Origin of the sequence: Mycobacterium sp., from assembly GCF_035499775.1 — a bacterium.
GTDB lineage: Bacteria > Actinomycetota > Actinomycetes > Mycobacteriales > Mycobacteriaceae > Mycobacterium.
Genome location: NZ_DATJYB010000222.1, coordinates 24,539 through 50,715, shown reverse-complemented (window position 1 = coordinate 50,715; position 26,177 = coordinate 24,539). Strand labels below are relative to the sequence as shown.

Annotated in this window: 22 protein-coding genes; 10 read left to right on the top strand and 12 right to left on the bottom strand. The window is 65.8% G+C overall.

All coding sequences use genetic code 11. From position 1 onward, the window contains the following. Window positions 1-39 precede the first annotated feature (39 nt). Complete coding sequence (locus tag VML93_RS14700) at window positions 40-1,011, bottom strand: heme o synthase (RefSeq protein WP_325611673.1); 972 nt, start codon at window positions 1,009-1,011, stop codon at window positions 40-42. A gap of 280 nt (window positions 1,012-1,291) precedes the next feature. On the opposite strand from VML93_RS14700, the gene tkt reads away from it, so the two are divergent. From tkt to VML93_RS14665, 7 genes are all read left to right on the top strand, one after another. Then, complete coding sequence (tkt, locus tag VML93_RS14695; RefSeq protein ID WP_325611671.1) at window positions 1,292-3,382, top strand: transketolase; 2,091 nt, start codon at window positions 1,292-1,294, stop codon at window positions 3,380-3,382. 15 nt (window positions 3,383-3,397) lie between these two features. Beyond that, window positions 3,398-4,519 carry a transaldolase gene (tal, locus tag VML93_RS14690; protein WP_325611669.1) on the top strand — a complete coding sequence of 374 codons (1,122 nt, stop codon included), beginning with the start codon at window positions 3,398-3,400 and terminating at the stop codon, window positions 4,517-4,519. After that, window positions 4,516-6,069, top strand: coding sequence for a glucose-6-phosphate dehydrogenase (gene zwf, locus VML93_RS14685; protein ID WP_325611667.1), 1,554 nt, complete (start codon window positions 4,516-4,518; stop codon window positions 6,067-6,069). The genes tal and zwf overlap by 4 nt, the downstream gene beginning before the upstream one ends. Further along, window positions 6,066-6,977, top strand: a complete 912-nt coding sequence (opcA, locus tag VML93_RS14680; RefSeq protein WP_325611665.1) for a glucose-6-phosphate dehydrogenase assembly protein OpcA — start codon at window positions 6,066-6,068, stop codon at window positions 6,975-6,977. The genes zwf and opcA overlap by 4 nt, the downstream gene beginning before the upstream one ends. Further along, window positions 6,974-7,717: a 6-phosphogluconolactonase gene (pgl, locus tag VML93_RS14675; RefSeq protein ID WP_325611663.1), complete on the top strand. Its 744-nt coding sequence runs from the start codon at window positions 6,974-6,976 to the stop codon at window positions 7,715-7,717. Before opcA ends, pgl begins: the two co-directional genes overlap by 4 nt. 85 nt (window positions 7,718-7,802) lie before the next feature. Further along, on the top strand, window positions 7,803-8,201 hold the full coding sequence (locus VML93_RS14670) for an ATPase (protein WP_325611661.1): 399 nt from the start codon (window positions 7,803-7,805) through the stop codon (window positions 8,199-8,201). 3 nt (window positions 8,202-8,204) lie between these two features. Next, entirely contained in the window at window positions 8,205-9,494 is a 1,290-nt protein-coding gene (locus VML93_RS14665; RefSeq protein ID WP_325611660.1) for a cytochrome, read from the top strand. 127 nt (window positions 9,495-9,621) lie between these two features. Here the strand turns inward: VML93_RS14665 and VML93_RS14660 are convergent, their stop codons facing one another. The 3 genes from VML93_RS14660 to ppc all read right to left on the bottom strand — a co-directional run bounded on the left by VML93_RS14660 (window position 9,622) and on the right by ppc (window position 15,190). Continuing rightward, window positions 9,622-11,847, bottom strand: coding sequence for a serine/threonine-protein kinase (locus tag VML93_RS14660; RefSeq protein WP_325611659.1), 2,226 nt, complete (start codon window positions 11,845-11,847; stop codon window positions 9,622-9,624). Window positions 11,848-12,044: 197 nt separating this feature from the next. After that, the gene (locus VML93_RS14655) at window positions 12,045-12,185 is read right to left on the bottom strand and encodes a hypothetical protein (RefSeq protein WP_325611657.1); all 141 of its coding nucleotides are present in this window, start codon (window positions 12,183-12,185) and stop codon (window positions 12,045-12,047) included. A 203-nt stretch (window positions 12,186-12,388) separates the two neighbouring features. Next, complete coding sequence (ppc, locus tag VML93_RS14650) at window positions 12,389-15,190, bottom strand: phosphoenolpyruvate carboxylase (RefSeq protein WP_325611655.1); 2,802 nt, start codon at window positions 15,188-15,190, stop codon at window positions 12,389-12,391. Window positions 15,191-15,408: 218 nt separating this feature from the next. On the opposite strand from ppc, the gene secG reads away from it, so the two are divergent. Both secG and VML93_RS14640 read left to right on the top strand, forming a co-directional pair. Then, window positions 15,409-15,648, top strand: a complete 240-nt coding sequence (gene secG, locus VML93_RS14645) for a preprotein translocase subunit SecG (protein WP_325611653.1) — start codon at window positions 15,409-15,411, stop codon at window positions 15,646-15,648. 9 nt (window positions 15,649-15,657) lie between these two features. After that, the gene (locus tag VML93_RS14640) at window positions 15,658-16,335 is read left to right on the top strand and encodes a hypothetical protein (RefSeq protein ID WP_325611652.1); all 678 of its coding nucleotides are present in this window, start codon (window positions 15,658-15,660) and stop codon (window positions 16,333-16,335) included. Between the two features lie 121 nt (window positions 16,336-16,456). On the opposite strand, the gene tpiA is transcribed toward VML93_RS14640, so the two are convergent. From tpiA to VML93_RS14600, 8 genes are all read right to left on the bottom strand, one after another. Beyond that, window positions 16,457-17,242: a triose-phosphate isomerase gene (gene tpiA / locus VML93_RS14635; protein WP_325611650.1), complete on the bottom strand. Its 786-nt coding sequence runs from the start codon at window positions 17,240-17,242 to the stop codon at window positions 16,457-16,459. Next, complete coding sequence (locus VML93_RS14630) at window positions 17,239-18,486, bottom strand: phosphoglycerate kinase (RefSeq protein WP_325611648.1); 1,248 nt, start codon at window positions 18,484-18,486, stop codon at window positions 17,239-17,241. The genes tpiA and VML93_RS14630 overlap by 4 nt, the downstream gene beginning before the upstream one ends. 2 nt (window positions 18,487-18,488) lie before the next feature. After that, window positions 18,489-19,508: a type I glyceraldehyde-3-phosphate dehydrogenase gene (gene gap / locus VML93_RS14625; protein WP_325611644.1), complete on the bottom strand. Its 1,020-nt coding sequence runs from the start codon at window positions 19,506-19,508 to the stop codon at window positions 18,489-18,491. A gap of 164 nt (window positions 19,509-19,672) precedes the next feature. Beyond that, complete coding sequence (locus tag VML93_RS14620; RefSeq protein ID WP_325611642.1) at window positions 19,673-21,088, bottom strand: NAD(P)/FAD-dependent oxidoreductase; 1,416 nt, start codon at window positions 21,086-21,088, stop codon at window positions 19,673-19,675. Next, entirely contained in the window at window positions 21,085-22,833 is a 1,749-nt protein-coding gene (locus VML93_RS14615) for a DUF3556 domain-containing protein (RefSeq protein WP_325611641.1), read from the bottom strand. The genes VML93_RS14620 and VML93_RS14615 overlap by 4 nt, the downstream gene beginning before the upstream one ends. Before the next feature lie 128 nt (window positions 22,834-22,961). Further along, entirely contained in the window at window positions 22,962-23,225 is a 264-nt protein-coding gene (locus tag VML93_RS14610) for a hypothetical protein (RefSeq protein ID WP_325611639.1), read from the bottom strand. A gap of 218 nt (window positions 23,226-23,443) precedes the next feature. Further along, window positions 23,444-23,866: a hypothetical protein gene (locus VML93_RS14605; protein ID WP_325611637.1), complete on the bottom strand. Its 423-nt coding sequence runs from the start codon at window positions 23,864-23,866 to the stop codon at window positions 23,444-23,446. Window positions 23,867-23,955: 89 nt separating this feature from the next. Beyond that, window positions 23,956-25,203 (bottom strand): PucR family transcriptional regulator, encoded by a 1,248-nt coding sequence (locus VML93_RS14600; RefSeq protein WP_325611636.1) that lies wholly within the window; start codon window positions 25,201-25,203, stop codon window positions 23,956-23,958. Between the two features lie 232 nt (window positions 25,204-25,435). Between VML93_RS14600 and VML93_RS14595 the strand changes: the two genes are divergently transcribed. Continuing rightward, a complete protein-coding gene (locus VML93_RS14595; RefSeq protein WP_325611747.1) occupies window positions 25,436-26,176 on the top strand; it encodes a 1-acyl-sn-glycerol-3-phosphate acyltransferase in 741 nt (246 codons plus the stop codon). The last annotated feature ends 1 nt before the right edge of the window (window position 26,177 follow it).

Below are 26,177 nucleotides of genomic sequence, written 5' to 3'. Positions count from 1 at the left end.
CCATTTTCGGCCCGAAATGGGTGCTTTTGCGACTGCTCGTCACAGCAGGGTCGGCAGCGCGATCACCGAGTCGACCGCCAGCGCGCAGAACACCAACGCCAGGTAGTTGTTCGACTGCAGGAACAGCCGCAGCGGCTTGACCGGCTCGCCCGCGCGGACCCCGGCGTACAACTGATGCGCCATGGCCAGGAACCACACCCCAGCCACCAGTGCGACCGCGGCGTACAGCCAGCCCGTCGCCAGCGCCAGCACCATCGTGGCCAGCACCGTCAGCCAGGTGTAGATCAGAATCTGCTTGGTGACTTGCCGCTCGGTGGCAACCGCCGGAAGCATCGGGACGCCGGCGGCTTTGTAGTCGTCCTTGTACCGCATCGCCAGGGCCCAGGTGTGCGGTGGGGTCCAGAAGAAGATGATCGCGAACATCGCCAGCGCCGGCCAGCCGATGGTGCCGGTGACCGCCGACCAACCGATCATCACCGGCATGCAGCCGGCCGCACCGCCCCACACCACGTTTTGCGACGTGCGGCGCTTGAGCAGCAGCGTGTAGACGAACACGTAGAACGCGATGGTCGCCAGCGCCAGCAGGCCGGACAGCAGATTGGTGGTCCACCACAGCCAGAAGAACGAGCCGACGCTCAAAACCAGCCCGAGCACCAGAGCATTTCGCCGGGACACCGCCTCGCGGGCCAACGGCCGCCGCGCGGTCCGCTTCATCACCTTGTCGATATCGGCGTCGGCCACACAGTTGAGCGTGTTGGCGCCGCCTGCGGCCATCATGCCGCCGATCAACGTGTCGAGGATGAGCAGCGGGTTCACCTGGCCCCGATGGGCGAGCAGCATCGCCGGTATCGCCGTGACCAACAGCAGCTCGATGACCCGCGGCTTGGTCAACGCCAGGTAAGCCAAAACCGTGCTGAGAGCCCGATTTTTCCGCACGCCGCTATCCGACCCGAATCGACGCCGGCCGGTGCCTCCGGACCGGCCTGGCGCAACGCGCCCGCGAACGCTCAACGCTTTAACTCCTCGGGGTCGCAGCAGCGCGCAGCTTCTACTACACACGATGGTAGACAGCATGCCCACCGTCGCCGCGCCGCGGGTCTATTCACCCAGATTTTTCCCGGAATACCGAATAGATCGCACAGAGTAACCGCCCGGCGCGTAATTTTCACAACGGATTTTTCAGCGCCGCGGAGGGTACCCCAAATCCTGCACTGCAATAGCCGGCACTCCGGCACTAGGGTTGAGGATTGATCAGCTTCACGCATCCACGGACTGACCCAAGGACTGCTCTGTGACCACACTCGAAGAGATCTCGACGCTCACCCAACCCCGCCACCCCGACGACTGGACCGAGATCGATTCGGCTGCGGTCGACACCATCAGGGTGTTGGCCGCTGACGCGGTACAAAAGGTCGGCAACGGCCACCCCGGCACGGCGATGAGCCTGGCCCCGCTGGCCTACACCCTGTTCCAGCGCACGATGCGACACGACCCCAGCGACACCCACTGGCTGGGCCGCGACCGGTTCGTGCTGTCTTGCGGCCACAGCAGCCTGACCCTGTACCTGCAGCTCTATCTCGGCGGGTTCGGCCTGGAGCTGTCCGACATCGAGGCGCTGCGCACTTGGGGATCCAAGACCCCCGGGCACCCGGAGTTCAGGCACACCAAGGGTGTTGAGATCACCACCGGCCCGCTGGGCCAGGGTCTGGCGTCGGCGGTCGGGATGGCGATGGCCGCGCGTTACGAGCGCGGGCTGTTCGACCCCGACGCCGAGCCGGGAACCAGCCCGTTCGACCACCACATCTACGTGATCGCCTCCGACGGCGACATCGAGGAGGGGGTGACGTCGGAGGCGTCGTCGCTGGCCGCCGTCCAGCAGCTGGGCAATCTCATCGTGTTCTACGACCACAACCAGATCTCCATCGAGGACGACACCAACATCGCGCTGTGCGAGGACACCGCCGCCCGCTACCGCGCCTACGGCTGGCACGTGCAAGAGGTGGAGGGCGGCGAGAACGTCGTCGGTATCGAGGAGGCCATCGCCAACGCGAAGGCCGCCACCGACCGGCCGTCGTTCATCTCGCTGCGCACCATCATCGGCTATCCGGCACCGAAGTTGATGAACACCGGCAAGGCGCACGGCGCGGCTCTCGGCGACGAAGAGGTGGCCGCCGTCAAGAGGATCCTCGGCTTCGACCCCGACAAGACCTTCGAGGTACGCGAGGACGTCATCACCCACACCCGCGGGCTGGTGGCGCGGGGCAAAGAGGCCCACGACCGCTGGCAGCCTCAGTTCGAGGCCTGGGCAGCGCGCGAACCCGAACGCAAGGCGCTGCTGGACCGGTTGATCGTCGGGCAGCTGCCCGACGGCTGGGACGCCGAAATGCCGCACTGGGAACCCGGGTCCAAGGCGCTGGCCACCCGGGCCGCCTCCGGCGAGGTGCTGTCGGCGGTAGGCCCGAAGCTGCCCGAGCTGTGGGGCGGCTCGGCCGACCTGGCCGGCAGCAACAACACCACCATGAAGGGCGTCGACTCCTTTGGGCCGCCGTCGATTTCGACCAAGGACTACACCGCGCACTGGTACGGCCGCACGCTGCATTTCGGTGTGCGCGAACACGCCATGGGCTCCATCCTGTCCGGCATCGTGTTGCATGGCCCGACCCGCGCGTACGGCGGCACGTTCCTGCAGTTCTCCGATTACATGCGTCCGGCGGTGCGACTGGCCTCACTGATGGACATCGACACCATCTACGTGTGGACGCACGATTCGATCGGGCTGGGGGAAGACGGCCCGACCCACCAGCCGATCGAGCATCTTTCGGCGCTGCGCGCGATCCCACGGCTGTCGGTGGTGCGCCCGGGCGACGCCAACGAGACCGCGTACGCCTGGCGCACGATCCTCGAACGGGGCAACGGCAGCGGACCGGTCGGCCTGATCCTGACCCGGCAGGGCCTGCCGGTGCTGGAAGGCACCAACGCCGAGGGCGTGGCCCGCGGCGGCTACATCCTGGGTGACGACGGCGGCGAAGAACCGGACGTGGTGCTGATCGCCACCGGCTCCGAGCTCCAGCTGGCGGTCGAAGCGCAGAAGTTGTTGGCGGACAAGGACATCGTCGCCCGGGTGGTGTCCATGCCGTGTGTGGAGTGGTTCGAGTCGCAGCCCTACCAATACCGCGACAGCGTGCTGCCGCCGTCGGTATCGGCTCGGGTCGCCGTCGAGGCCGGCGTCGCGCAATGCTGGCACAAGCTGGTCGGGGACACTGGAAAGATCGTTTCCATCGAGCATTACGGAGAGTCCGCGGACTACAAGACTTTGTTCCGTGAGTACGGCTTCACTGCGGAGGCCGTCGCTGATGCCGCGGAACAAGTAGTGGATAACTGAGAAAGGGTAGTTCAGATGACCACTCAAAACGCCAACCTCGCGGCATTGAGCGCCGCGGGAGTATCGGTGTGGCTAGATGACTTGTCGCGCAACCGGTTGCAATCGGGCAACCTGCAGGAGCTGATCGACACCAAGAGTGTCGTCGGCGTCACCACCAACCCATCCATTTTCCAGAAGGCATTCGCCGAAGGCGACTCCTACGACGCCCAGATCGCCGAGCTGGCCGAGCGCGGCGCCGACGTCGATGCCACCATCCGTACCGTCACCACCGACGACGTGCGCAATGCGTGCGACGTGCTGAGGCCCCAGTGGGAGAACTCGGACGGCGTCGACGGCCGAGTGTCCATCGAGGTCGACCCGCGGCTGGCCAACGAAACCGACAAGACCGTCCAACAGGCCATCGAGCTGTGGAAGATCGTCGACCGGCCGAACCTGTTGATCAAGATCCCGGCCACCAAGGCGGGCCTGCCGGCTATCACCGCCGTTCTGGCGGAAGGGATTTCGGTGAACGTGACGCTGATCTTCTCGGTGGAGCGGCACCGCGCGGTGATGGATGCCTACCTGGCCGGGCTGGAGAAGGCCCGCGAGGCCGGCCACGACGTGTCCAAGATCCATTCGGTGGCTTCGTTTTTCGTCTCCCGGGTGGACACCGAGATCGACAAGAGGCTGGAGAAGATCGCTTCCGAGGATGCGCTCGCGCTGCGCGGCCAGGCTGGTGTCGCCAACGCCCGGCTGGCCTACGCCGCGTACCAGGAGGTCTTCGACGGCGGCGAACGCTTCGCGGCGCTCAAGAGTGACGGAGCCCGGGTGCAGCGACCGCTGTGGGCTTCCACCGGCGTCAAGAACCCCGACTACTCCGACACCCTCTACGTCACCGAGCTGGTCGCCCCACACACGGTGAACACCATGCCGGAGACGACGATTGACGCGGTCGCGGATCACGGCGTTATTACCGGTGACACGGTCAGCGGCACCGGTCCGGCCGCCCAGGAGGTGTTCGACAAGTTGGCGGCGGTCGGGATCGACCTGACCGACGTGTTCGTCGTACTCGAAGACGAAGGCGTCGAGAAGTTCGTGGAATCCTGGCAGCAGCTGCTCGACGAGACGCAGACCCAGCTGAGCTCCGCCGGCAAATGAGCCCAGCCCGCAGCGCGGCGGATGCAGCACAGTGGCGTAATCCTCTGCGCGACAAGCGGGACAAGCGACTGCCCAGAATCGCCGGCCCCTGCGGCATGGTGATTTTCGGCGTCACCGGTGACCTGGCCCGCAAAAAGGTGATGCCGGCCGTGTACGATCTGGCCAATCGTGGGCTGCTGCCGCCGTCGTTCTCGCTGGTGGGATTCGCCCGCCGGGACTGGACCACCCAGGATTTCGGCGATGTGGTGTACAAGGCGGTCAAAGAGCACTGCCGGACCCCGTTCCGGCAGGAAAACTGGGACCGCTTGGCCGAAGGATTCCGTTTCGTACCAGGATCTTTCGACGACGACGAGGCATTCGGCCACCTTGCCGAGACGTTGGACAAGCTGGACGCCGAGCGCGGCACCGGCGGCAATCACGCCTTCTACCTGGCGATCCCACCGAAGTCCTTCCCCTTGGTGTGCGAAAAACTGCACAAGTCCGGGCTGGCCCGGCCGCGTGAGGACAGGTGGGCTCGAGTCGTTATCGAGAAGCCGTTCGGTCACGACTTGGCCAGCGCCAAGGACCTCAACAAGACGGTCAACGCCGTCTTCCCGGAGGAGGCGGTCTTCCGCATCGACCACTACCTGGGCAAGGAGACGGTGCAGAACATCCTGGCGCTGCGCTTCGCCAACCAGCTGTTCGACCCGATCTGGAATGCGCACTACGTCGACCACGTGCAGATCACCATGGCCGAGGACATCGGATTGGGTGGACGCGCAGGCTATTACGACGGCATCGGCGCAGCCCGCGACGTCATCCAGAACCACCTGATGCAGCTGCTGGCGCTGACCGCGATGGAAGAGCCGGTCAGCTTCAAACCGCGAGCGCTGCAGGTCGAGAAGATCAAGGTGCTCTCGGCGACGCAACTCGCGGAGCCGCTCGACGAGACCACCAGTCGCGGCCAGTACGCCGCCGGCTGGCAGGGCGGGGAGAAAGTGGTCGGGCTGCTCGACGAGGAGGGCTTCTCCAAGGAGTCCACCACCGAGACGTTTGCTGCCATCACCCTCGAAGTCGACACCCGGCGCTGGGCCGGCGTGCCGTTCTACCTGCGGACTGGAAAACGCCTGGGCCGCAGGGTAACCGAGATCGCGCTGGTCTTCAAGCGGGCGCCGCACCTGCCGTTCGACGCCAGCATGACCGACGAGCTGGGCACCAACGCGATGGTGATCCGGGTGCAGCCGGACGAGGGCATCACCTTGCGGTTCGGATCCAAGGTTCCGGGCACCGCGATGGAGGTCCGCGATGTCAACATGGACTTCTCCTACGGCTCGGCGTTCGCCGAGGAGTCGCCGGAGGCCTATGAGCGGCTGATCCTCGATGTCCTCCTCGGTGAGCCGTCCCTGTTTCCGGTCAACGAGGAGGTCGAATTGGCCTGGGAGATACTCGATCCCGTCCTCGACAACTGGGCGGCACACGGTACGCCAGACCCGTATGAGGCGGGAACCTGGGGCCCGGAGTCAGCCTTTGAGATGCTGCGCCGCACCGGCCGGGAATGGCGGCGACCATGATCATCGAACTGCCTGAAACCACCACGACGGCGGTCAACAAGAAGCTAGACGAGCTGCGCGAGAAGGCCGGCGTCGTCACCATGGGCCGGGTGCTGACGCTGATCATTGCTCCGGACAGCGAAGCCGTGTTCGAGGAATCCATCGAAGCGGCCAACGCCGCCAGCCACGAGCACCCCAGCCGGATCATCGTCACGATGAGGGGCGATCCCTACGCCGACAACCCACGGTTGGATGCCCAACTGCGGTTGGGTGGCGACGCGGGCGCCGGAGAGGTCGTGGTGTTGTGGTTGTCCGGGGCCCTGTCCAACCACGCCGAGAGCGTGGTGATTCCGTTCTTGCTCCCCGACATCCCGGTGGTTGCCTGGTGGCCCGACATCGCCCCGGCGGTTCCTGCCCAGGATCCGTTGGGCAAGTTGGCAATTCGGCGGATCACCGACGCCACCAACGGAGTCGACCCGTTGTCGGCCATAAAGAGCCGGCTGCCCGGATACACTGCCGGCGACACCGACCTGGCCTGGAGCCGCATCACCTACTGGCGGGCGCTGCTGACCGCCGCGGTCGACCTGCCGCCGCGCGAGCCGATCGAGTCGGCCCTGGTCTCCGGGTTGAAGACCGAGCCGTCGCTCGATATCCTCGCCGGCTGGCTGGCCGGGCGGATCGACGGTCCGGTGCGCCGAGCCGTCGGCGACCTGAAGGTCGAGCTGGTGCGCAAGAGCGAGACCATCGTGCTGAGCCGGCCCCAACACGGCGTGACTGCCACGCTCAGCCGGACAGCCCGCCCGGATGCGCTGGTTCCGTTGGCGCGCAGGGTAACCGGGGAGTGCCTGGCCGAGGACCTGCGCCGGTTGGATCCCGACGAGATCTACTTCACGGCGCTGGAAGGCATCGAGAAGGTGCAGTACGTATGAGCACCGTCGTAGAGGTCTTCCCGGACAGCGCAACCCTCGTCGAAGCCGCCGGCAACCGACTGATCGACGCCATCATGGGCGCCGTTGCGGCTCGGGGGCGGGCGCTGATCGTGTTGACCGGCGGCGGCAACGGCATCGCCCTGCTGCGCCATCTGAGCACGCACAAGCAGCAGATCGACTGGTCCAGGGTGCATCTGTTCTGGGGCGACGACCGCTACGTTCCCGAGGACGACGACGAGCGCAATGACAAGCAGGCACGCGAAGCCCTGCTCGATCACGTCGACATCCCGTCGAGCAACGTGCACACGATGCCGGCCAGCGACGGTGAGTTCGGCAGCGACCTGGCCGCCGCGGCATTGGCCTATGAACAGGTCTTGGCCGCCAACGCCGAACCGGGTCAGCCGGTGCCGAATTTCGACGTTCACCTGCTGGGAATGGGGCCCGAAGGCCACGTCAACTCGCTGTTCCCCGACACCCCGGCGGTGCGCGAGACCACCCGCATGGTGGTCGCGGTCGAAGACTCCCCGAAACCGCCGCCGCAACGAATCACCTTGACATTGCCCGCTATTCAGCGCTCATGCGAGGTCTGGCTGATGGTGTCCGGCGGGGCGAAAGCGGAGGCGGTGGCCGCTGCCATCGGCGGCGCGGACCCAGTCTCGATACCTGCGGCCGGCGGCATCGGGTTGCAGACCACGCTGTGGCTGCTCGACAAGGAGGCCGCGGCCGAGCTTCCTGGCTAGCCCCGCCTTCGCCCTCGAAAGTCACTCTGGCGTGACGCTCGCCGTCGGGGGTCGCTCTGGCGTGACGCTCGGCGGCAAAGCAATAATGACCGTCATGGCAGACAGAAGCGACCGCCCAGCGCCTGCGCGGAGCCGAATGAAGACCCTCACCCAAGCCGCGTTGAACGCGGACAAGACGGTCGAGCAGGTCGAAGACGTGCTGGACGGGCTCAGCACCACGATGAACGAGCTGAACAGTTCGCTGTCGGCCTTGAACGCCACGGTGGCCCGGTTGGAGGGCGGACTGGATCATCTGGAAGGCACGCTGTCCAGCCTGGACGATCTAGCCAAGCGGCTCATCGTTCTCGTCGAGCCGGTGGAAGCCATCGTCGAGCGGATCGACTACATCGTGAGCCTGGGCGAGACGGTGATGTCCCCGCTGTCGGTGACCGAGCACGCGGTGCGCGGCGTGATGGACAGGCTGCGCAACCGGTCTGTGCGTTAGGTCGTGCCCTATCCGGTCCCCGCTCCGCCGGTCGCGCAGGGCACCGGCCTGCCCTGGGATGTCGCAGTCGGCGACGCCGTCAGCGTTATCGCCGAGGCCCGTGCCCGATACGGCGACACGTTCGTGGTGGAGAGCGGTGCGGACCGCTATCTGTTCACCTTCTCCCTCACCGGCGTCGAATCGTTCTATGCGCTCGACGAGGATCTGGCCAGCAAGGGCGTCGCGGACTATCTCATGTTGCGCCGCAAGTTGCCCGACGACGTCTTCCGCGGGCGTCTTGTGTTGCCCAGCATGCTGTTTCGGCGCGACGACGTGGCCGTCTACCTGGCCAACCTAGACCGGGCGCTCGAACAGACCAGCGCCGAATTGGGACCGCGCGGAACGGCGGACGCCTTCGACCTCGCCCGACGGATCGCCCACCGCATGGGGTTGGCCTCGTGGGCGGGCCCTGGGTCGGCCGAGGGTGAGGCCTTCGAGCGCCTCGTGCGTGCCTTCGACACACTGGACGGCTCCGATGCGTTCGTTCACCCGGACCGGATGGCGGCGGTGGCCGCGACGGAAAAACGCGCCGAGCGGGCCGCGCTCGACGAGGTCGTCGACGTCATCGCCGACGCGGTGTGCGCATACAACGCCGGTGACACCGACGGCCACGGTCTGTTCGGCAGGATCGTGGACCTGTGGTCGGACAGGGAGCGCAGCGAGCAGCCACGCGGCATCGCGCTCGACATCGCGCTGATCCACGTCGCGTCCATGTCGAATCTGCCGGCGGCGCTTGGCTGGGCGCTGGTCGACCTGCTCGAGCATCCTTCGGCGTCGGCGCGAATTGGCAATGGCGACAGTGATTTTGCCCAGCGCTGCGCGCTGGAATCGACGCGTCTGGCGCAGCGTTCGATCATGACCCGCGCCGTGTTGTCGCCGGTCAGCCTCGACACCGGCGACGTGACCTACCAGGTACCGCCGGGCTGGATCATCGCGACGTTGCTGCCCCTGCTCAACACCTCGGCGGCGCCGGGTCTGGAGCACTGGGATCCCGATCGCTGGACCCGCCACCGTCTGACCAACCAGAACGCGCTGCCGTCACCCATGCTGGTGACGGCCTTCGGCCACGGACGCCACTCCTGCCCGGCCCAGCCGTTCTCGCTGGCGGCCATGACGGCGGCGACGACGCACCTGCTGCGCAGCTACCAGCTCACGCCGGGCTGGACGTCGCATCCACAGCCGGTCCCGGCCCAGATCGGCGGCGTGGCGCGGGCCGAAGGACCGTGCCCGGTCGACTACCTGCGAGGCCGTTGAGGCGACTTACACCTTGGTCAATCGCGCCATGGCGATCAACAGCTCAGCCCCATAGGGTTGAGCCCCAAGCATTTTGAGAGCTCCCGGACGACTTTGTCAGGGGCGCACGACAGCCATCGACGGGCGCTTAATCGGCGTTGACCAGGATTGCGTACTGGGCAGCAGCGCGCCGGCGCGCGTCCTTTTCCTCGCCGCTCGTCATCCCGGCGACGTAGCGCCCAAACGTCACATAACACATGAAGCGAGCCTTCGCGCTCTGGGCCCAGAGCTCTTGCTTCGTTTCGAAGCACCGGGCGGCGTTGGCGAGCCCGTCCGGTGGTGCGACGTCATGTTCGACGGATTCTTTCCGAGTCTCGATCAGCTTGGGCAGAGCCGCCGCAGCAGCAGTCTCGTCTTTCGCCCGCAGCAGGAAACCGTCGGCGCCCTGGGAGCATCGGTCGACGCCAGCCTGCCCGAGGAGCCCGTCCTTGAGCATTTGGCTGTTCGAACAAAGCACGCCGACGGCGCGGGGACCCGCGCTCCAAAAAGCATCGGATATCTTCGGTTGGTCCCCGGCGACGAAGGTTCGACTGAGCATCTGATCCGGATCAAGCGGCAACGAGGTCAGGTCGCCTTCCAAGGCACCCGCCAGCTTCTGCATCAAGGGAACCTGTAGATCGAAGACGTGTTTCAACCGCTGCTTCATAGCGTCTAGGTCGGGCGTTGGGGCGTTGATGGTTTGCGTCCATACGACGAACCTGCCTTGTGCCAGGGTCGCCACGAGCGTCGGAGACTTGGGCCAAAAATGTGAATTCGCCTGAGGATACCCAGGGATCGCGGCCTGCTGGTTTTCCGGGTTTACCGCGAAGTCGGTCGCGTCCATCTCGGCGGCGGCCTTCCTGGCGAGGTCAGCGTTGGGGAAACTTATCAACATCACATGCAGCCGGTCTTTGCCTGTGTCGCTCAACGCCGAGACGGCAAAGGTGGTAATCATGCTGTACTTTTCCAACACCGGCTGCACGACGGGTGTTTGCGTGCCGCTGATTCTCTCGGCGACCCGCCGAGGTTCCGTTAGCGCCCCTCCGCCGACGTGATCCAGTATGGGGTCGACGTCGTAGGGATTTACGATGCCCTCGCCGAGGCGAAAGGCCTCGAGATAGCGGCCCTCCTCCACGGTCGGGGAACCGGTCAGGGGCCGGGGCTTCGTCCCGTAATGTCCCACGTCGAGTTTGCTGAGGTCCACACCTTGCGGCCGGGAGGACTTGCCGCCAACCAGCTTCCAGATCCCGAATCCCGCCGCCAAGGCGACGACGAGGAGAATCGCCGCCGCGACCAGAACCCACCGCCCCCGCTTGCCGCGCGTGGGTACAGGCTGCGGTCCAAGAGGTGTTGTCGGTGGAACGTAAGACCCGGCATAAGGACCGTATGGATTGGTGTGAATGGGAGGAGCTGCTACGTTCGGCGGCGTGTGCTGGGCGGGCAGAGTCGGTGCGGGCGAATCGGTGACTGTCGCCAGCGGGATCCGGGTAGTCGTGCTGCCCAAGGTCGCGAGAGCAGCTTCGGCCGCTCGGGCAAACTCTCCGCTCGTCGCGTATCGGTCTTGAGGCTGTTTGGCCATACCGCGGGCGATCACGTCGTCGAGTGCCGGTGGCAGCCCCACGCGCGAACCGATGCGCGGGACGGGCTGGGTCAAGTGTGCGGCGACCAGACTCGCGGTGTCGCCGGAGAATGGCGGAGCCCCGGTGAGGGCTTCGAACAACACGCACGCCAGCGCGTAGGTGTCAGCACGCTCCGTCACCTGGGTCCCGTCGCCCTGGAACCTTTCCGGCGCCATGTAGGTCCACGTTCCGAGCACATTGCCTATCTGGGTCAACTTCTGCTCAGTGGCGGCGTTGGCGATACCGAAATCCACCAGGTAAGCGAAGTCGCGAGCCGTGATCAGGATGTTTCCCGGTTTCACGTCACGGTGCAGCACCCCGACCTCGTGGGCGGCATCCAGCGCCGCGGCGATCTGGCCCACCACAGACACCGCCTTTGCCGGCGACAGCGGTCCCGAGTTCCTCAAGACTGTGTCCAGGGGGGTGCCGTTGATCAGCCGCATATCGACGTAGAGCTGACCGTCGATCTCGCCGGTGGAGTGGACAGGCACCACATGGGGGTCCTGCAGCCGCCCGGCGATGCGGGCTTCGCGCTGTAGCCGCTGCCGATAGTCGGGATCCTGCGCGTAGGGGCCCGAGATGAGTTTCAAGGCCACAACTCGATCCATGACGGTGTCTTGGGCCTCATACACGGCCCCCATGCCGCCACTGCCGAGCAACCGCTTGAGCAAATAGGGTCCGAAGTGCGTCCCTATCTCGGGGCCTACGTTATTCATCGCCGTTCTCCTGTATAGGGGCCTCTGTTTCTCATACAGCTGTCCAGCTTGCAATGGAGTGCGGAACTGAAATCGTATCCGACCACAATCCGCGTGCGCCACAATCGAATATGCAATTCGTCGTAGGTCACCCACACATCCATTTTTCCGACCAGTTCAAGTTCGAGTCCTTGCAGCGGAGTTTCCGACCCCCGCGATCAGCGGATGTAAGGGTCCGGCTGCACCCAGTGGAAGCCACGGTTGATCAGCGTGAAGTTGCTGGTATCCATCCGCTCCAGCAGCATGTGCACTTGTGCTCCTGCTCCGCAGTCATGGGAGTTGTTCGTCGTTCGAGACACGTCGTTCTCCATACTCGGATGCCTGACGGTGGGTAGGGTCAGCCACGAGGTATGTTGCCCAACGCAGTAAGAACTGTCGCGAGTAGTCGACTACCTGAAATTCCCCCGAGTTGCCGCTGAATTGCCCTGGTCGATAGTGCCCAGCGCCGACGAGGGATTGATGCCGAGGCGCCCAAGGATGCGCGGGCCGTAGATCGCCGGAGTTACCCGCTATTCCGAAGCGCGCTGGACAACCCGTTCATGGTCAGCAGAATGCCGCGCTGCACCAATTCGTCGTCGTCGCCGGAGCGGTACCGGCGCAGCAACTCCACCTGAAGGTGGTTCAGCGGCTCCAGGTACGGGAATCGGTTGAAGACCGAACGCGCCAGCGCCACGTTGTCGGCCAGCAGGTCTTCTTGACCCGTGATGAGCTTGTGCATGGCGATGGTTCGCTGGTGTTCGTCGGCGATCTTGTCAAACACCCTGTGCCGCAACGACTCATCGGGTACCAGCTCGGCGTAGCGGGCGGCCAGGCCCAGGTCGCTCTTGGCCAGCACCTGCGCCATGTTGGACAGCACGCTGCGGAAGAACGGCCAGCGCTCGTACAAGTCGCGCAGGACTGCCACCCGCTCGTTTTCCGGGCCCGCCGCGATCCACTGCTCGAACGCCGACCCGGTGCCGTACCAACCGGGCAGCATGACCCGCGACTGGCTCCAGGCCAGCACCCACGGGATGGCGCGCAGGTCCGCGATCGACTGGGTGGGCTTGCGTGACGTGGGCCGGCTGCCGATGTTCAGCGAGCCGATCTCGCTCACCGGCGTCGAGGCCTTGAAGTACTCGACGAAACCCGGTGTGTCGTGGACTAATTCGGCGTAAGCGCGCTGCGCGAGGGTAGCCACTTCGTCGAGCACGGCGTAAGCGGGCTCCGCGGAGTCGCCGAGGCCCTCCATGTCCAGCAGCGTGGATTCCAGGGTGGCTGCCACCAGGCTCTCCAGATTTCGCCGCGCCATCTGCGGTTCGGCGTATTTGGCCGCGATCACCTCACCCTGCTCGGTCAGACGCAGCGAGCCGTTCACCGCTCCCGGCGGTTGCGCCAGGATGGCCTGGTAGCTGGGGCCGCCACCGCGGCCGACGGTGCCGCCGCGACCGTGGAAGAGCCGCAACCGGATTCCGGTCTTGCGGGCAACTTCGGCGAGGGCCAGCTCGGCCCGGTAAACCGCCCAGTTGGCCGCCAGATACCCGCCGTCCTTGTTGGAATCGGAATACCCCAGCATGACTTCCTGGGATTCGCCCCGGGCGGCCACCATCGCGCGATACAGCGGAAGTTCCAGCATGGCGTGCAGGATCGCCGACCCGTTCTGCAGATCCTCGATCGTCTCGAACAGCGGCGAGATACCCACCGGCGCATAGGGTTCCGGCCCGGAGGCATCCAACAGGCCGACCTCTTTCAGCAGGATCGCGGCCTCCAAGACATCCGAGACCGACTTGCACATCGAGATGACGTAGTTGGGCACCGCGGCCGGGCCGTAGATCTCGACCGCGCGGGCGGCGGCCGCGACGACACCCAGCTCGCCGCGGGCCAACTCGGAGAGCTGCGCGCGGTCGCCGACCAGTGGGCGGCGGGTGCTGAGTTCTTCGGCCAGCAACTCGACCCGTTCGTCTTCGGGCAGCGAGCGGTAGTCCGGGTGCACCCCGGCCCACGCCAGCAGCTCGGCGACCACCTCTTCGTGCATATCGGAGTTCTGCCGCAGGTCCAGGCCGCACAGGTGAAACCCGAAGACCGCCACGCCTTCCCGCAGCAGGGCCAGGCGGTCGTCGGCCAACAGCGCGCTGCCGTGGGTGCGCAGCGAAGCATCGATCGTGTCGAGGTCGGCCCGCAACTCGCCCGGGGTGGCATAGGCCGGCAAACCCAGGTCGAGTAGGTGCTGCGGCTCCTGGTCCAGGATTTCGGCGGCGGTCGCGCTGAGCCGGGCGCGGATCACCCGCAATGCCCGGCGGTACGGCTCGTCGTCGCGAGCCTTGTCCTGGCAGCCGTCGGCCAGGGCGGCCAGCTCCGGAGTAACGGCGAGCAGTCGCGACGACATCGACAGCTCCTGCTCGAGACGGTCGAGTTCGACCAGGTAGTGCGCCAGCGCGGTGAACGCTGCGCTGCCGCTGGCCAGCCGCACCACGTCGGCGGTCACGTTCGGATTGCCGTCGCGGTCGCCACCGATCCAGGAGCCGGGCTGCAGAATCGGCTGGGGAAGCAGGTCGGCGTCGGGCCAGCGATCCCGCAGCGCGTCCCGGACCTCGGCGTTGACCTTCGGAATGACCTTGAAGAACGCGGACTGGTAATAGCGCAGCCCAACCGCGATCTCGTCGGTGATCTGCAGCCGGGACAGCCGGATCAGCGCGGTCTGCCACAGCGTCAGGATCTGGCGGCGCAACTCCACTTCGATGCTGCGGCCGTCGTCGGTCTCGGTGTGTCCCTCCGCGTGCAGCCGCATCAGCTGGGTGATCCGGTGCTGGGTGACGAAGACGGTGCGCCGCCGGGTCTCGGTGGGATGGGCGGTGATGACCGGAGCCACCAGCGCGCCCTTCAGGGCATCGGCGACGGTGGCTGAATCTAGTTCCGCCACATCGAGTTTCGCGTACGTGGCGGCCAGGCTGCTGTCCGGGGGCGGCTCGCCGGCCCCGGCGTGAACACCGCGACGGCGCTCCCGGTGGATGTCTTCGGCGACGTTGGCCAACAGCGCGAAATGACTGAACGCCCGAATGACCGGGATGGCTTGGCGGATGTCGATGCCGTCGAACATGCGCGACATCTCGGACCGGTCGATCTCGGAGCGACGCACCCGGAACGCTTCCACCCGGGCACGTTCGACGAGGTCGAACACCTCGTCGCCGTTCTGCTCGCGCACGGTGTCGCCGAGGATGGTGCCCAGCAGCCTGATGTCGGCGCGCATCGGCTCGGTCGCCTCGCGGCCGACCCGAGTCCGGTGCACAGCACCGATTGGTTCCAGCGCGGAATCGGTCGGTTCAGCCATGGGTCCCAGTATCGGTGCGAATCGTCCGAGTCGCCTGTTGGAGCTTCGGCCGGCGTCGAGTCTGCGGCTACCGCGTCGAGCCTGCGGCCCGGGGCGCGGATTTTGCGAGTTCCCCGGCTTCGGTCACGAGATCGATCCGCCCTCACCGCAGGCCAGGCGCTCTCATCGCCGGCACGGCGCCTTTGGCGGGTCGAATCACGTTCGGTAGGCTGCCACTCATGGTATTGGCCCTACAGATCACCCTGGTGGTCACCAGTGTGCTGGTGGTGTTGCTGGTGTTGCTCCACCGTGCGAAGGGCGGCGGCCTGTCGACGCTGTTCGGCGGTGGCGTGCAGTCCAGCCTGTCCGGGTCGACCGTCGTCGAGAAGAACCTGGACCGGTTGACGCTGTTCATCACCGGCATCTGGCTGGTGAGCATCATCGGCGTAGAGCTGGCGATCAAGTACAAAGTGCACTGATCACCCGCGATGAACTATCCCCAGGGACCTGGGCCGAATCCCCAGCACGGTCAGCCACCGCACGGACAACCGCAGTACGGACAACCGCAGTACGGACAGCCGCAGTACGGACAACCGCAGTACGGACAGCCGCCCGGGTCGCACCAGCCGTATCCTCAGGCGCCGCCGCCCAGGCCCCAGGCACCGCCCCCCTATCCGCAGGCCCCATCCCCTTACCCGCAGCAGGCGCCATCCTCTTACCCGTCGCCCGGGCAACCGGCGAACGTGCAACAACCCGGTCCGCAGGGCTACGGCCAGCCGTCCGAAGGCATCGCCGTCACCACCCGCTTCTTCCCGATGGCATTCCTGTTGCTGCTGGTCAAGCCGAAGATCATCGTCGACGGTTACGAGGCTCCGGCCACCGGCTGGGGTCGCACGGTGGTGCCGGCTCGCCCGGGACCGCATCACGTCCACGTCCACGTGCCGTACTTCCTGCCGTCAAAGATCGGGCCGGCGGACACCACGGTCGACGTCTACCCCGGCCGGGTGGTTGACCTCGAATACAAGGCGCCGATCTGGACGTTCAGCGGGGGCTCGCTGGGCCCCCCACCGCAGAAGTTCAACGGCCTGGGCATCTACATCGCCTTGATGGTGGTGTGTTTGTTGCTGGTACTGTTGCCGCTGCTCGTGGCGTTGGGCAGGTCATAGCACCAGGGGTTCTGTGGCCGTCGGCACCGTATTCTCCGTTTGACCGCAGGTGCGATGAGCGCTGTCGCCCTCACTGTCTTTTTCCCTGCTAACCGCACGGTGGCGCCCGCGCGGGGCCCCGTCAGGGCAGGGGCCCGCCGGCGGCGATGGCCGCCAGCGTCGCGAACTGCTCCCCGTCCAGCGACGCTCCACCGACCAGGCCGCCGTCGACGTCGTCCTGCCCGACGATGTCGCCCACATTCTTCGCGTTCACCGAGCCGCCGTAGAGCACCCGCACGGTTTCGGCGATCTTCGGTGAGGCCAGGGCACCCAGCTCCGCCCGGATCGCCGCGCACACCTCCTGAGCATCGGACGCACTGGCCACCCGCCCGGTTCCAATCGCCCAGACCGGCTCGTAGGCGATGACGACGTCGCCGATCTGCTCGGCCGACAGCCCGGCCAGCGAGCCGCGCAGCTGCTCGACGTTGTGCGAGACGTGGTTGCCGGCCTCGCGGACGTCGAGGTGCTCGCCGATGCACACGATCGGGGTCAGCTCGTATTTGAGCGCAGCGGCGGCCTTGGCGGCCACCAGCGCGTCGTCCTCGTTGTGGTAGGTGCGCCGCTCGGAGTGCCCGACGGTGACGAAGCTGCAGCCCAGCTTGGCCAGGAAGGTGCCGCTGATGTCACCGGTGTAGGCGCCCGGCTCGTGTGGCGAGAGGTCCTGGGCGCCGTAGGTCAGCCGCAGCTTGTCGCCGTCGACCAGGGTTTGCACACTGCGCAGGTTGGTGAACGGCGGCAGCACCGTGACGTCCACCTTGTCGTAGTACTTGTCCGGCAGCGCGAACGCGATCTTTTGCACCAGCGCGATCGCCTCGAAGTGATTGAGATTCATCTTCCAGTTGCCGGCAATCAGTGGCTTGCGACTCACGAGTCTCCTTCACTTGGCTGCTCACTTCTCAGTACCCGGATACCGGGAAGTGTCTTGCCCTCAAGGTATTCCAGCGACGCTCCGCCGCCGGTGGATATGTGCGAAAATTCGCCCTCCGGGATGCCCAGCGCGCGCACCGCGGCCGCCGAGTCACCACCACCCACCACGCTGAATGCGCCCTTGCCGGTCGCGGCGGCGATCGCTTCGGCCACGCCTCGGGTGCCCGCGGCGAACTCCGGGAACTCGAACACACCCATCGGGCCGTTCCAGAACACGGTGCTGGCGTTGGACAGCAGGGCCGCAAAGCGTTTCACCGAATCCGGCCCGATATCCAGGCCCATCAGCTCTTCCGGAATCGCGTTGGCGGCAACCGTCTGCGACGGCGAACCCGCCGCGAACTGCTCCGCCACCACGATGTCCCTGGGCAGTCGCAGCACGTCGGCGTAGGTGTCCAGCAGCCGACGGCAGACATAGATCATATCGCTTTCCAGCAGCGACTTTCCGACCGAAAAACCTTGCGCGGCAAGGAACGTGAAGCACATCCCGCCACCGATCACGATACTGTCGGCTTTGGTCGCCAGCGATTCGATGACGCCGAGTTTGTCGGACACCTTCGACCCGCCCAACACCACCGCGTAGGGGCGTTTGGTCGAGTGGGTCAGCTGCTCGAGCACCTTGATCTCCTCGGCGACCAGCGTGCCGGCGTAGTGCGGCACCAGCGTCGCGACGTCATACACCGAGGCTTGCTTGCGATGCACCACCCCGAAGCCGTCGGAGACGAAAGCACCTCCCGGCGAGACCAATTCGACGAGTTGCTTGGCCAGAGCCAGTCGCTGGCTGTCGTCCTTGCTGGTCTCGCGCGGGTCGAAACGGATGTTCTCCAGCAGCAGGATGTCGCCGTCGGTCAGGCCCTCGGCGCGGGCCAGCGCGTCGGTGCCGACGACATCGCCGGCCAGCTGTACATGCCGGCCGAGCTGCTCGCCGAGTGCCGCGGCGACCGGGGCCAGCGAAAGTTTCGGGTCGGGGCCGTCTTTGGGACGGCCCAGGTGCGCGGTCACCACCACCTTCGCGCCCGCCTCGACCAGCGCCTTCAACGTCGGCACCGATGCGGTGATCCGGCCCGGGTCGGTGATGGCGCCCTCGTCGTCGAGTGGGACGTTCAGGTCGCTGCGCACCAGCACGCCGCGACCCGAAACACCTTCGGCCAGCAGATCTTTGAGAGTTGGAAGCGAGGACTCTGGCACGGCTAGAGCGACTTGCCGACCAGCGCGACCAGATCAACGAGACGGTTGGAATAGCCCCACTCGTTGTCGTACCACGACACCACCTTGGCCTGGTTGTCGATCACCTTGGTCAGACCCGAGTCGAAGATGGAGCTGTGCGGGTCGGTGACGATGTCGCTCGACACGATCGGCGCGTCGTAGTACTTCAGGATGCCCTTCATCGGGCCGTCGGCGGCGGCCTTCATCGCGGCGTTGATCTCGCTGGCGGTGGCCGACTTGGACAACTCGGCGGTCAGGTCGGTGACCGAACCGGTGGGAATCGGCACCCGCAGCGCATACCCGTCGAGCTTGCCCTTCAGTCCCGGCATCACCAGGCCGATCGCCTTGGCCGCGCCGGTGGAGGTCGGCACGATGTTCAGCGCGGCGGCCCGGGCCCGTCGCAGATCCTTGTGCGGACCGTCCTGCAGGTTCTGATCCTGGGTGTAGGCGTGGATGGTGGTCATCAGGCCCTTGACGATGCCGAACTCGTCGTCGAGCACTTTGGCCAGCGGCGCAAGGCAGTTCGTGGTGCACGACGCGTTGGAAATGATGTTCTGGCTGCCGTCGTACTGGTCGTCGTTGACCCCCAGCACGATGGTGATGTCCTCGTCGGTGGCCGGCGCGGAGATGATCACCTTCTTGGCCCCGGCCTCCAGGTGGCCTTTGGCCTTGGCCGCGTTCGTGAACAGGCCGGTGGATTCGACGACGACGTCGACGCCCAGGTCTCCCCAGGGCAATGCCGCCGGGCCCTCCCGCACCTCCAGCGCCTTGATCTTCGCCGGACCGACGACGATCGTGTCCTCGCCTTCCAGGCTGACGTCATGCGGCAACCGGCCCAGGATGGAGTCGAATTTGAGCAGGTGCGCCAGCGTGCTGTTGTCGGTGATGTCGTTGACGGCGATCACTTCGATGTCGGCGGTGCCCTGTTCCTGTTGGGCCAGTAAGGCCCGGTAGAAGTTACGTCCGATTCGACCGAAGCCGTTGATGCCTACTCGGACCGTCACGTGTCTCTCCCTGTCTTTCTCGTCCGCTGATGAACCGCTCGTCGTCAGCCTAGATCAGTCATCAGCAACGTTCGCGGCGCCGGTAACAGTCCCGCGCCACGGCTGTGGCAGATGTGGTTGAAGGGCATCGATGGACGCATGTGACGTCGGGACGTCCCGGTGAGCTACTTGCGCAACCGCCGCAGCGCTGATTCGGCGGCGTGGTAGCCGCACAATCCGTGGATCCCGGCGCCCGGCGGCGTGGACTGCGAGCACAGGTACACCCCCGGCACACCGGTCGCGTACGGATTGGCGGCCACCCGCGGGCGGAAGACGATCTGCAGCCGGTCATTGGCCCCACCGATGATGTCCCCGCCGATGAAGTTGGCGTTGTCCGCCTGCAGTCCGGCGGTGCTCGTACTGACGGTCGCCACGACGCGGTCGCGGAATCCCGGAGCGAACCGCTCTATCTGCTCGACGACGGCGCCGGTGGCATCGCCGGTGTAGCCGAACGGCACGTGCGCGTAGGCGTATATCGGGTTGACGTCGCCCGCGCTGCGGGACGGGTCGGCCAGGTACTGTTGCCCGAGCAGCACGAAGGGCCGTTCCACCATTTTGCCTTGTGCGCGTTGACATTCGGTGTCAGCAATCTCGGCGAATGTGCCACCCAGATGGACCGTGCCCGCGCGCCCGCAGTCGGGGTTGGTCCACGGGATGTCGCCCTCGATCGCGAAGTCCACCTTGAACGCCGACGACCCCTCCCGATAGCGCCGGTAGGACCGCTTGACGCGGCCGGGCATGAGGTCCCCGTAGAGGTCCAGCACGGCGGCCGGGGTGAGGTCGAGCATGACGATGTCGGCGTCGGGAATCTCGCCTCGCGTGGCGACGGTCACCCCGGTCGTGACCGTGCCGCCGTGCGCGCTCACGGCGGCGGCCAGGGCGTCGGTGATCGAGCCGGATCCGCCTTGCGCGACGGGCCAGCCGTAGCGGTGACCGCTGGCCAGGATCATCAGCCCCAGCGAGGCCGTCAGCGGCCGGTCCAACCGGGCAAAGGCATGCGCTGCCGCGCCGCCGAACAGTGCGCGCACCCGCTCGGTGCGAAACCAGCGGGCCATGGTGGTGGCCGGCAGCACCGCGCGCGGGCCGAACAGGGCCAGACGAATCGGGTGACGCGGGATGTTGATCACCGGGCGCAGCAGATCTTCGGAAAGCTGATCGAACCCGGCCGCCAAGTCACCCACGGCGCGCCGCCATCGGTTGCCGTCGGGGCCCATGCCGCTCGCGGTCTGCTCGATCGACTGATACAGCACGCCGGCGCTCCCGTCGTCGAGCGGATGCGCGCAGTCGATCTCCGGCCACTTCCAGTTCAGGCCGTAGCCCGCAAGGTTGATCTCCTTCCAGAACGGCGAACCCACGCCCAGCGGGTGAAATGCCGAGCAATGGTCGTGGATGACGCCCGGCACCGTCAGCTCACCCGAGCGCACTCCCCCGCCGATGGTGTCCTGGGCCTCCAGCACCTGGACGTCAATACCGTTGCGGGCCAGATGGATCGCCGCGGCCAGCCCGTTAGGTCCAGCGCCGACGACTACCGCTTTAGTCATCGAGCGGCACGTTGCGTCTGAACATGGACCGGGAATTCGTCGCCGGGTTCCGGCCACGGCTGCCGACTCACCATGTCCTCGACGGTGACATAGCCCGCCTCGATCAAACCCGTCTTGGCGTCGACGATGCGGTACCACTGCTTTTGGGTCTGGATCGGCTGGCCCTCGAGGACGATGACGCGGACGTCGCCGTCCTCGAAGTTGCAGCGCCGCTGCACCGCTTCCAGCAGCTGCTCATTGTGTAGGTGGCCTTCACCGAAGTTCCACCCGACCAGCGGCCCGGCGACGACTTCGCCTTCGCGCACTTTGTAGTCGGCTTCGTCGTCGATGGTCCGGGGCAACAGACCGTTGAGCGCCCGGCCATGCGTGTGCATGGCCCGGAACGCCGCCACCTTGTCCGACATCAGTTCGGCGGTCGCCGGGCCGTAGAGTTTGGCCAGCTGATTGGCAACGAGCGCAGAGCTTTTCACGATGTTGGCCTCGATCTTGTCCTCGGCGCCGGCGCGGAAGCACCACAGGCTGGTGGCCCAGTTGCCGGCGTAGTAGCGCATTGCCGGAAGGAACGAAATCTTCTCGGGGAACATGTTTCCCACGATCACGACCGCCACCACGACGGCCAAGATGGCCAGCAGCCACGGTGACCGAAGGTCGGTGGCGCGAATCGCACCGTAGTGCCCGAACAGATAGAACAGCGAGAAGATGAAGAAGACGTTCCATTCCAACGGGACTCCCATCGGGAGGTTGGAAATGATGTTGAGGTGGAAGAGCACCATGAACCCGATCAGGAACCATCGCCACGGGTGATCGCCGGCGAAGAACACGAGAACCGTCGGAACGATGAATTCCGCCGTGGTACCACCGCCGTGGGCCATCAGCTTCGGCAGCCAGGTGGGGCGCAGGTCGTTGACGTGGTCGCGGTAGAGCAAATGCTTGAGGGGGTTGAACAGCCGGCTGCGCAGTAGCGCGTTGTTGCTCGTCATCACGGCCACGACGTAGGGGAAATGGTGGTTGAGCTTCGATGTCGCGGCCCCCCACCAAAGGCAGAGCATGATGATCTTGAATGCCGAGATCTGATCGGCGAACGGGAAGAAGAACACCAACAACTTCAGCCAGTAATGTTCGCCGCGGGCCGCCAGGAAGATGGTCTTGTCGCGCAGACCCAGCAACGCCAGGGCGACGATCGTCGGCGCCACCAAGGCGGGGTTGATCAGGCCGACACCGCCTATGCCGGGGACCGGGCCGCCATAGCCGGGCGACAGCAGCGCCCACACCGCGCTGATCAATACGACGGCATAGAGCGCGACATCGACGAGGGTACGGGTGTCGCCGCTGGTTAACGGAACCTTGCCCGGCCAGGCGGGCAAACGAATTGTGTTGGGCCGCAACCAATAGAGGAATCCACCGATCGGCGGCATGAACCGGCCGGTCAGCGGGCCGGATCCGCAGCCGAAGCCCATGACCTCGAACAGCAGCGTGAAGACGATGACCTTCTGGTACACGATCGGCTGCGTCCACCACTCGGAGATGTGGCCGAGCCCGCCCAGACGGGGAGTCAGGGAGATGATCGCCGCGGGAGCCGCGACGTACAGGCCGATCTTGATCAGGTAGAGCAGATACACCGCGTACGGTGTGCCGAAGCCGTGTTCCGCCCAGTGCCGGGTTACGATTTGCAGTCGCTCCGCCCGCGGCCGAGACGGCCAAGTGTCAGGGTCGACGTCCGGCAGCTCCGGTGACATGAATCCCATGGCGGCCTCGTTCCTCCCGATAGTGAACCAGTTGGTCACTACAATCTATTCGGGAAGCCAAGCCAGTCGGAAACACAAAAGCCAGTCGGAAACACAAAAGCCAGTCGGAAACACAACCCAGCGAGAAATCACCGCTGCAGACGGTCGATCAGCCCCTCAAGAATCTCCTGGTCCTGTTTGTCGATGTGCGTCAAATGCTTAAACGCACAGGCGTATCCGACATCGCCGCGGGCATCTGCCACGGCAATCCCCCGCCGGTACATGTCGAGCCGGAGGTTGGTCCGTCGGGAGATCTGCGAGATCAGCCGCAGTACGTGGTCGGTCGAGGCGTCATCCGCCGTCGCACCGACCGCAATAGCGACGTCCTCGGCCGCACCGCGATGCCGGTTCATGTTTATCCCTCTCGACTGGTGGGTTCTGCGTCAAACCCATTGTGAAAAAGCAAAATCCAAGTTTCGGCTGGACGGTCGCCGCAGCCGTGGCATGCGCCAAGTTGGCCCGGTCAGGCGCGGGTGGTCGGCGCGGCATCGACCGACGGACTAGCCTTCCGCGCTACCCCTCAGTCGCACGGTCGCTTCCGCGGTCTCACCACGCGAGACGCAATGCGGTCCTAGCGGACCCCAAGCCGCGCCCGCCGAGAGTTCAGGGGAACCTCGTCGGGGGCATCGACGAACCGTCGGCGCAGGTTGACGATGATCCTCCGGACCGCCTGGCGCTCCCGTTCGTCGGCCCGTAACTCGCGCCGACAACTGCGAACCCCCTCGGGGTCACCGGCGGCCTCATAGAAGGCGATCTCGCGCTGGTACTTTTCGATGCGCTCCTCGACCAGCCGATAGCTTTCGGTGAACATGCGCAGGTAGTAGTCGGCCTGCCGCTGGTCCGCCGTCGTGGCGGTCGGTCGGTGCGGGGTCAACGACGTGATGGGCCTGGTTTGCCGAACGTAGACCGATCCGGAATGGACAGCGCGACCGCGGGCGGTGTACGCACCCTGCGTGCGAATACCACGCTCGTCAGGCAACGCTGCGACGTTCATGTCAGTCCCTTCTGGCTCGGGGTTCTCTGTTGAATGAGGCAACAATATGTAGTGGCACCAATCTGCACCATGTGCTGCCGTGATGAAGCTCAAGTGCGCCTTTGTGCGCGCAGCACAACCGGCGCCATCCACCGGCAAGCCTCTAACGCTATCTGCACCTTGAAGATCGCCTCCGGGTCGTCGAAGTTTTCTCCGCAGAGCTCCATCGCCTGGGCGACACGATACTGGATTGTGTTGCGGTGCAAGATCATCGCGTCAGCAGTCGCTACGAAACTGCGGTTGCGAGCCAGAAATTCCCGCAGCGTCTCACGGAGCCACCCGTTGCGTTCATCATCGACGCTGAGGTCGCCCAGCACGTCGGTGACGAAGCGCCGCAGCCCGTCGACATCGCCGGCCATCAACGCGATCGGCGCCACGTCTTCGTAGAAGACGGCTCGGGCGGCCGCGTGACCCCCGGCAAGCGCCACCGCCTTCACCCGCTCGGCCTCTTTCAACGACGCCCGGAACCCGGTCAACCCCTCCTCCACCCGACCGAACGCCAGATGCGCCCTGATGCGTGCGGACCCGAACGCGGTACGCAGGCGGGTCAGGTCGAGGACGCGGCCCGACACGGGCGAAAACCACAGCCGGGCTTCGCGCTCATCCGTCGGCACCATCAGCGAACGGGTGCCCAGCTCAGCGTCTACCGACGAACGCACCTCGTCGAACAGCGCCAGCACGTCGCTGGTGCGTACCGTCGCGTCGACGCACACCACCGCGGCGATGTGCGGTCCGTCCAGCCGGTAACCCAACGCCTTTTCGGCCCGCGCGACGTCCACCGGGACACCCGCCAACAGGTCGCTGACCCACCGTTGTTGGAGCCCGCTACGGCGGCTGACCCAGCGATCGTGCTCCTGCTCGTAGGCGACGGTTAACTGGTCTGCCACCAGGTCGACGAATTTGCTCGAGCGCTGCACCAGCTCGATGATCGTGGGCACCTGCTGATCGGGCTCCAGCAAGGGCACGAACTGCATCGCGACGTCGAGGAAGCGCGCAAGCCCAATCCGATGGTTCCGAACCAGCACCGAGAGCGGCACGCCGCGCTGCGCGGACGCCCGCGCATACGCCAGCGCGGACGCCGGGGCCTCCAGCACTGGCGCATCCCGCTCCAGGTAATGGATGCCTGCGACGAGGCTCTCGGTCATGCTCGCCTTCCACAAACGCAGCATCCGAGTGTCGTGGTTGAGTGCGGCCGTCCCCGCCTTCAGCTCGGCAAGCAATTCCTCGATGAACTCGTCGCGAACGATGTTGATCTGCCCGACGATCACCGAAATGGGCCCAGCGACGGTCTCGGCCACTTTCAGTCCCCTGCCCTTTCCTGTCGAAGCGCTGTGCTCACCATCCACACTGTGCTCGCATCCTTGCGCCAACGGGGGATTTCGCCGCGATATCGGCACCGGGCAACCCGGCGGCGTGCTCTCGCTACGATCTAGGCACTCGACGGCGATGGAGCCGCGAAGGAGGAACGTGAGCACGGACAGCGAAGACCACGAGCACGGCAAGTGGGACCCCGGCCTGACCAAGCGGCTGATGAGCGTGATGCGGCCGGTGTTGAAGACGTACTTCCGCTCGGAAGTGCACGGCCTGGATTCCTTCCCGCCCGGTGGGGCACTAGTGGTCGCCAACCACTCCGGCGGCCAGTTTCCGATGGACGTTCCGATCTTCAGCGTCGACTTCTACGACAAATTCGGCTACGACCGCCCGGTCCTGACGCTGAGCCACGACATCCTGTTCATGGGCGTGACCGGAGACCTTTTCCGGCGCACCGGCTACATCCGGGCCAACCGTGAGAACGCGGCCAACGCGCTGCGCTCCGGCGGTGTGGTGGTCGTCTTTCCCGGCGGCGACTACGACGCCTACCGCCCGACGCTGTCGGAGAACGTCATCGACTTCAACGGTCGCAAGGGCTACGTGCGCACCGCGATCGAGGCCGGCGTGCCCATCGTGCCGATGGTTTCCATCGGCGGACAAGAGACCCAGTTCTACTTGACCCGGGGAACCTGGCTGGCCCGGCGGCTGGGGCTGAAGCGCTTGCTGCGCAGCGAGATTCTGCCGCTGTCGTTCGGCTTTCCGTTTGGCTTGACAAGCCCCGTTCCACCCAATCTGCCGCTGCCCGCCAAGATCGTCACGCAGGTGCTGCCGGCGGTGAACATCGAGAAGGAGTTCGGCGAGGACCCCGACGTCGACGAGGTCGACGAGCACATCCGGTCGGTGATGCAGCAGGGCCTGGACAAGCTGGCCGACGAGCGCCGTTTCCCGATTCTCGGCTGAG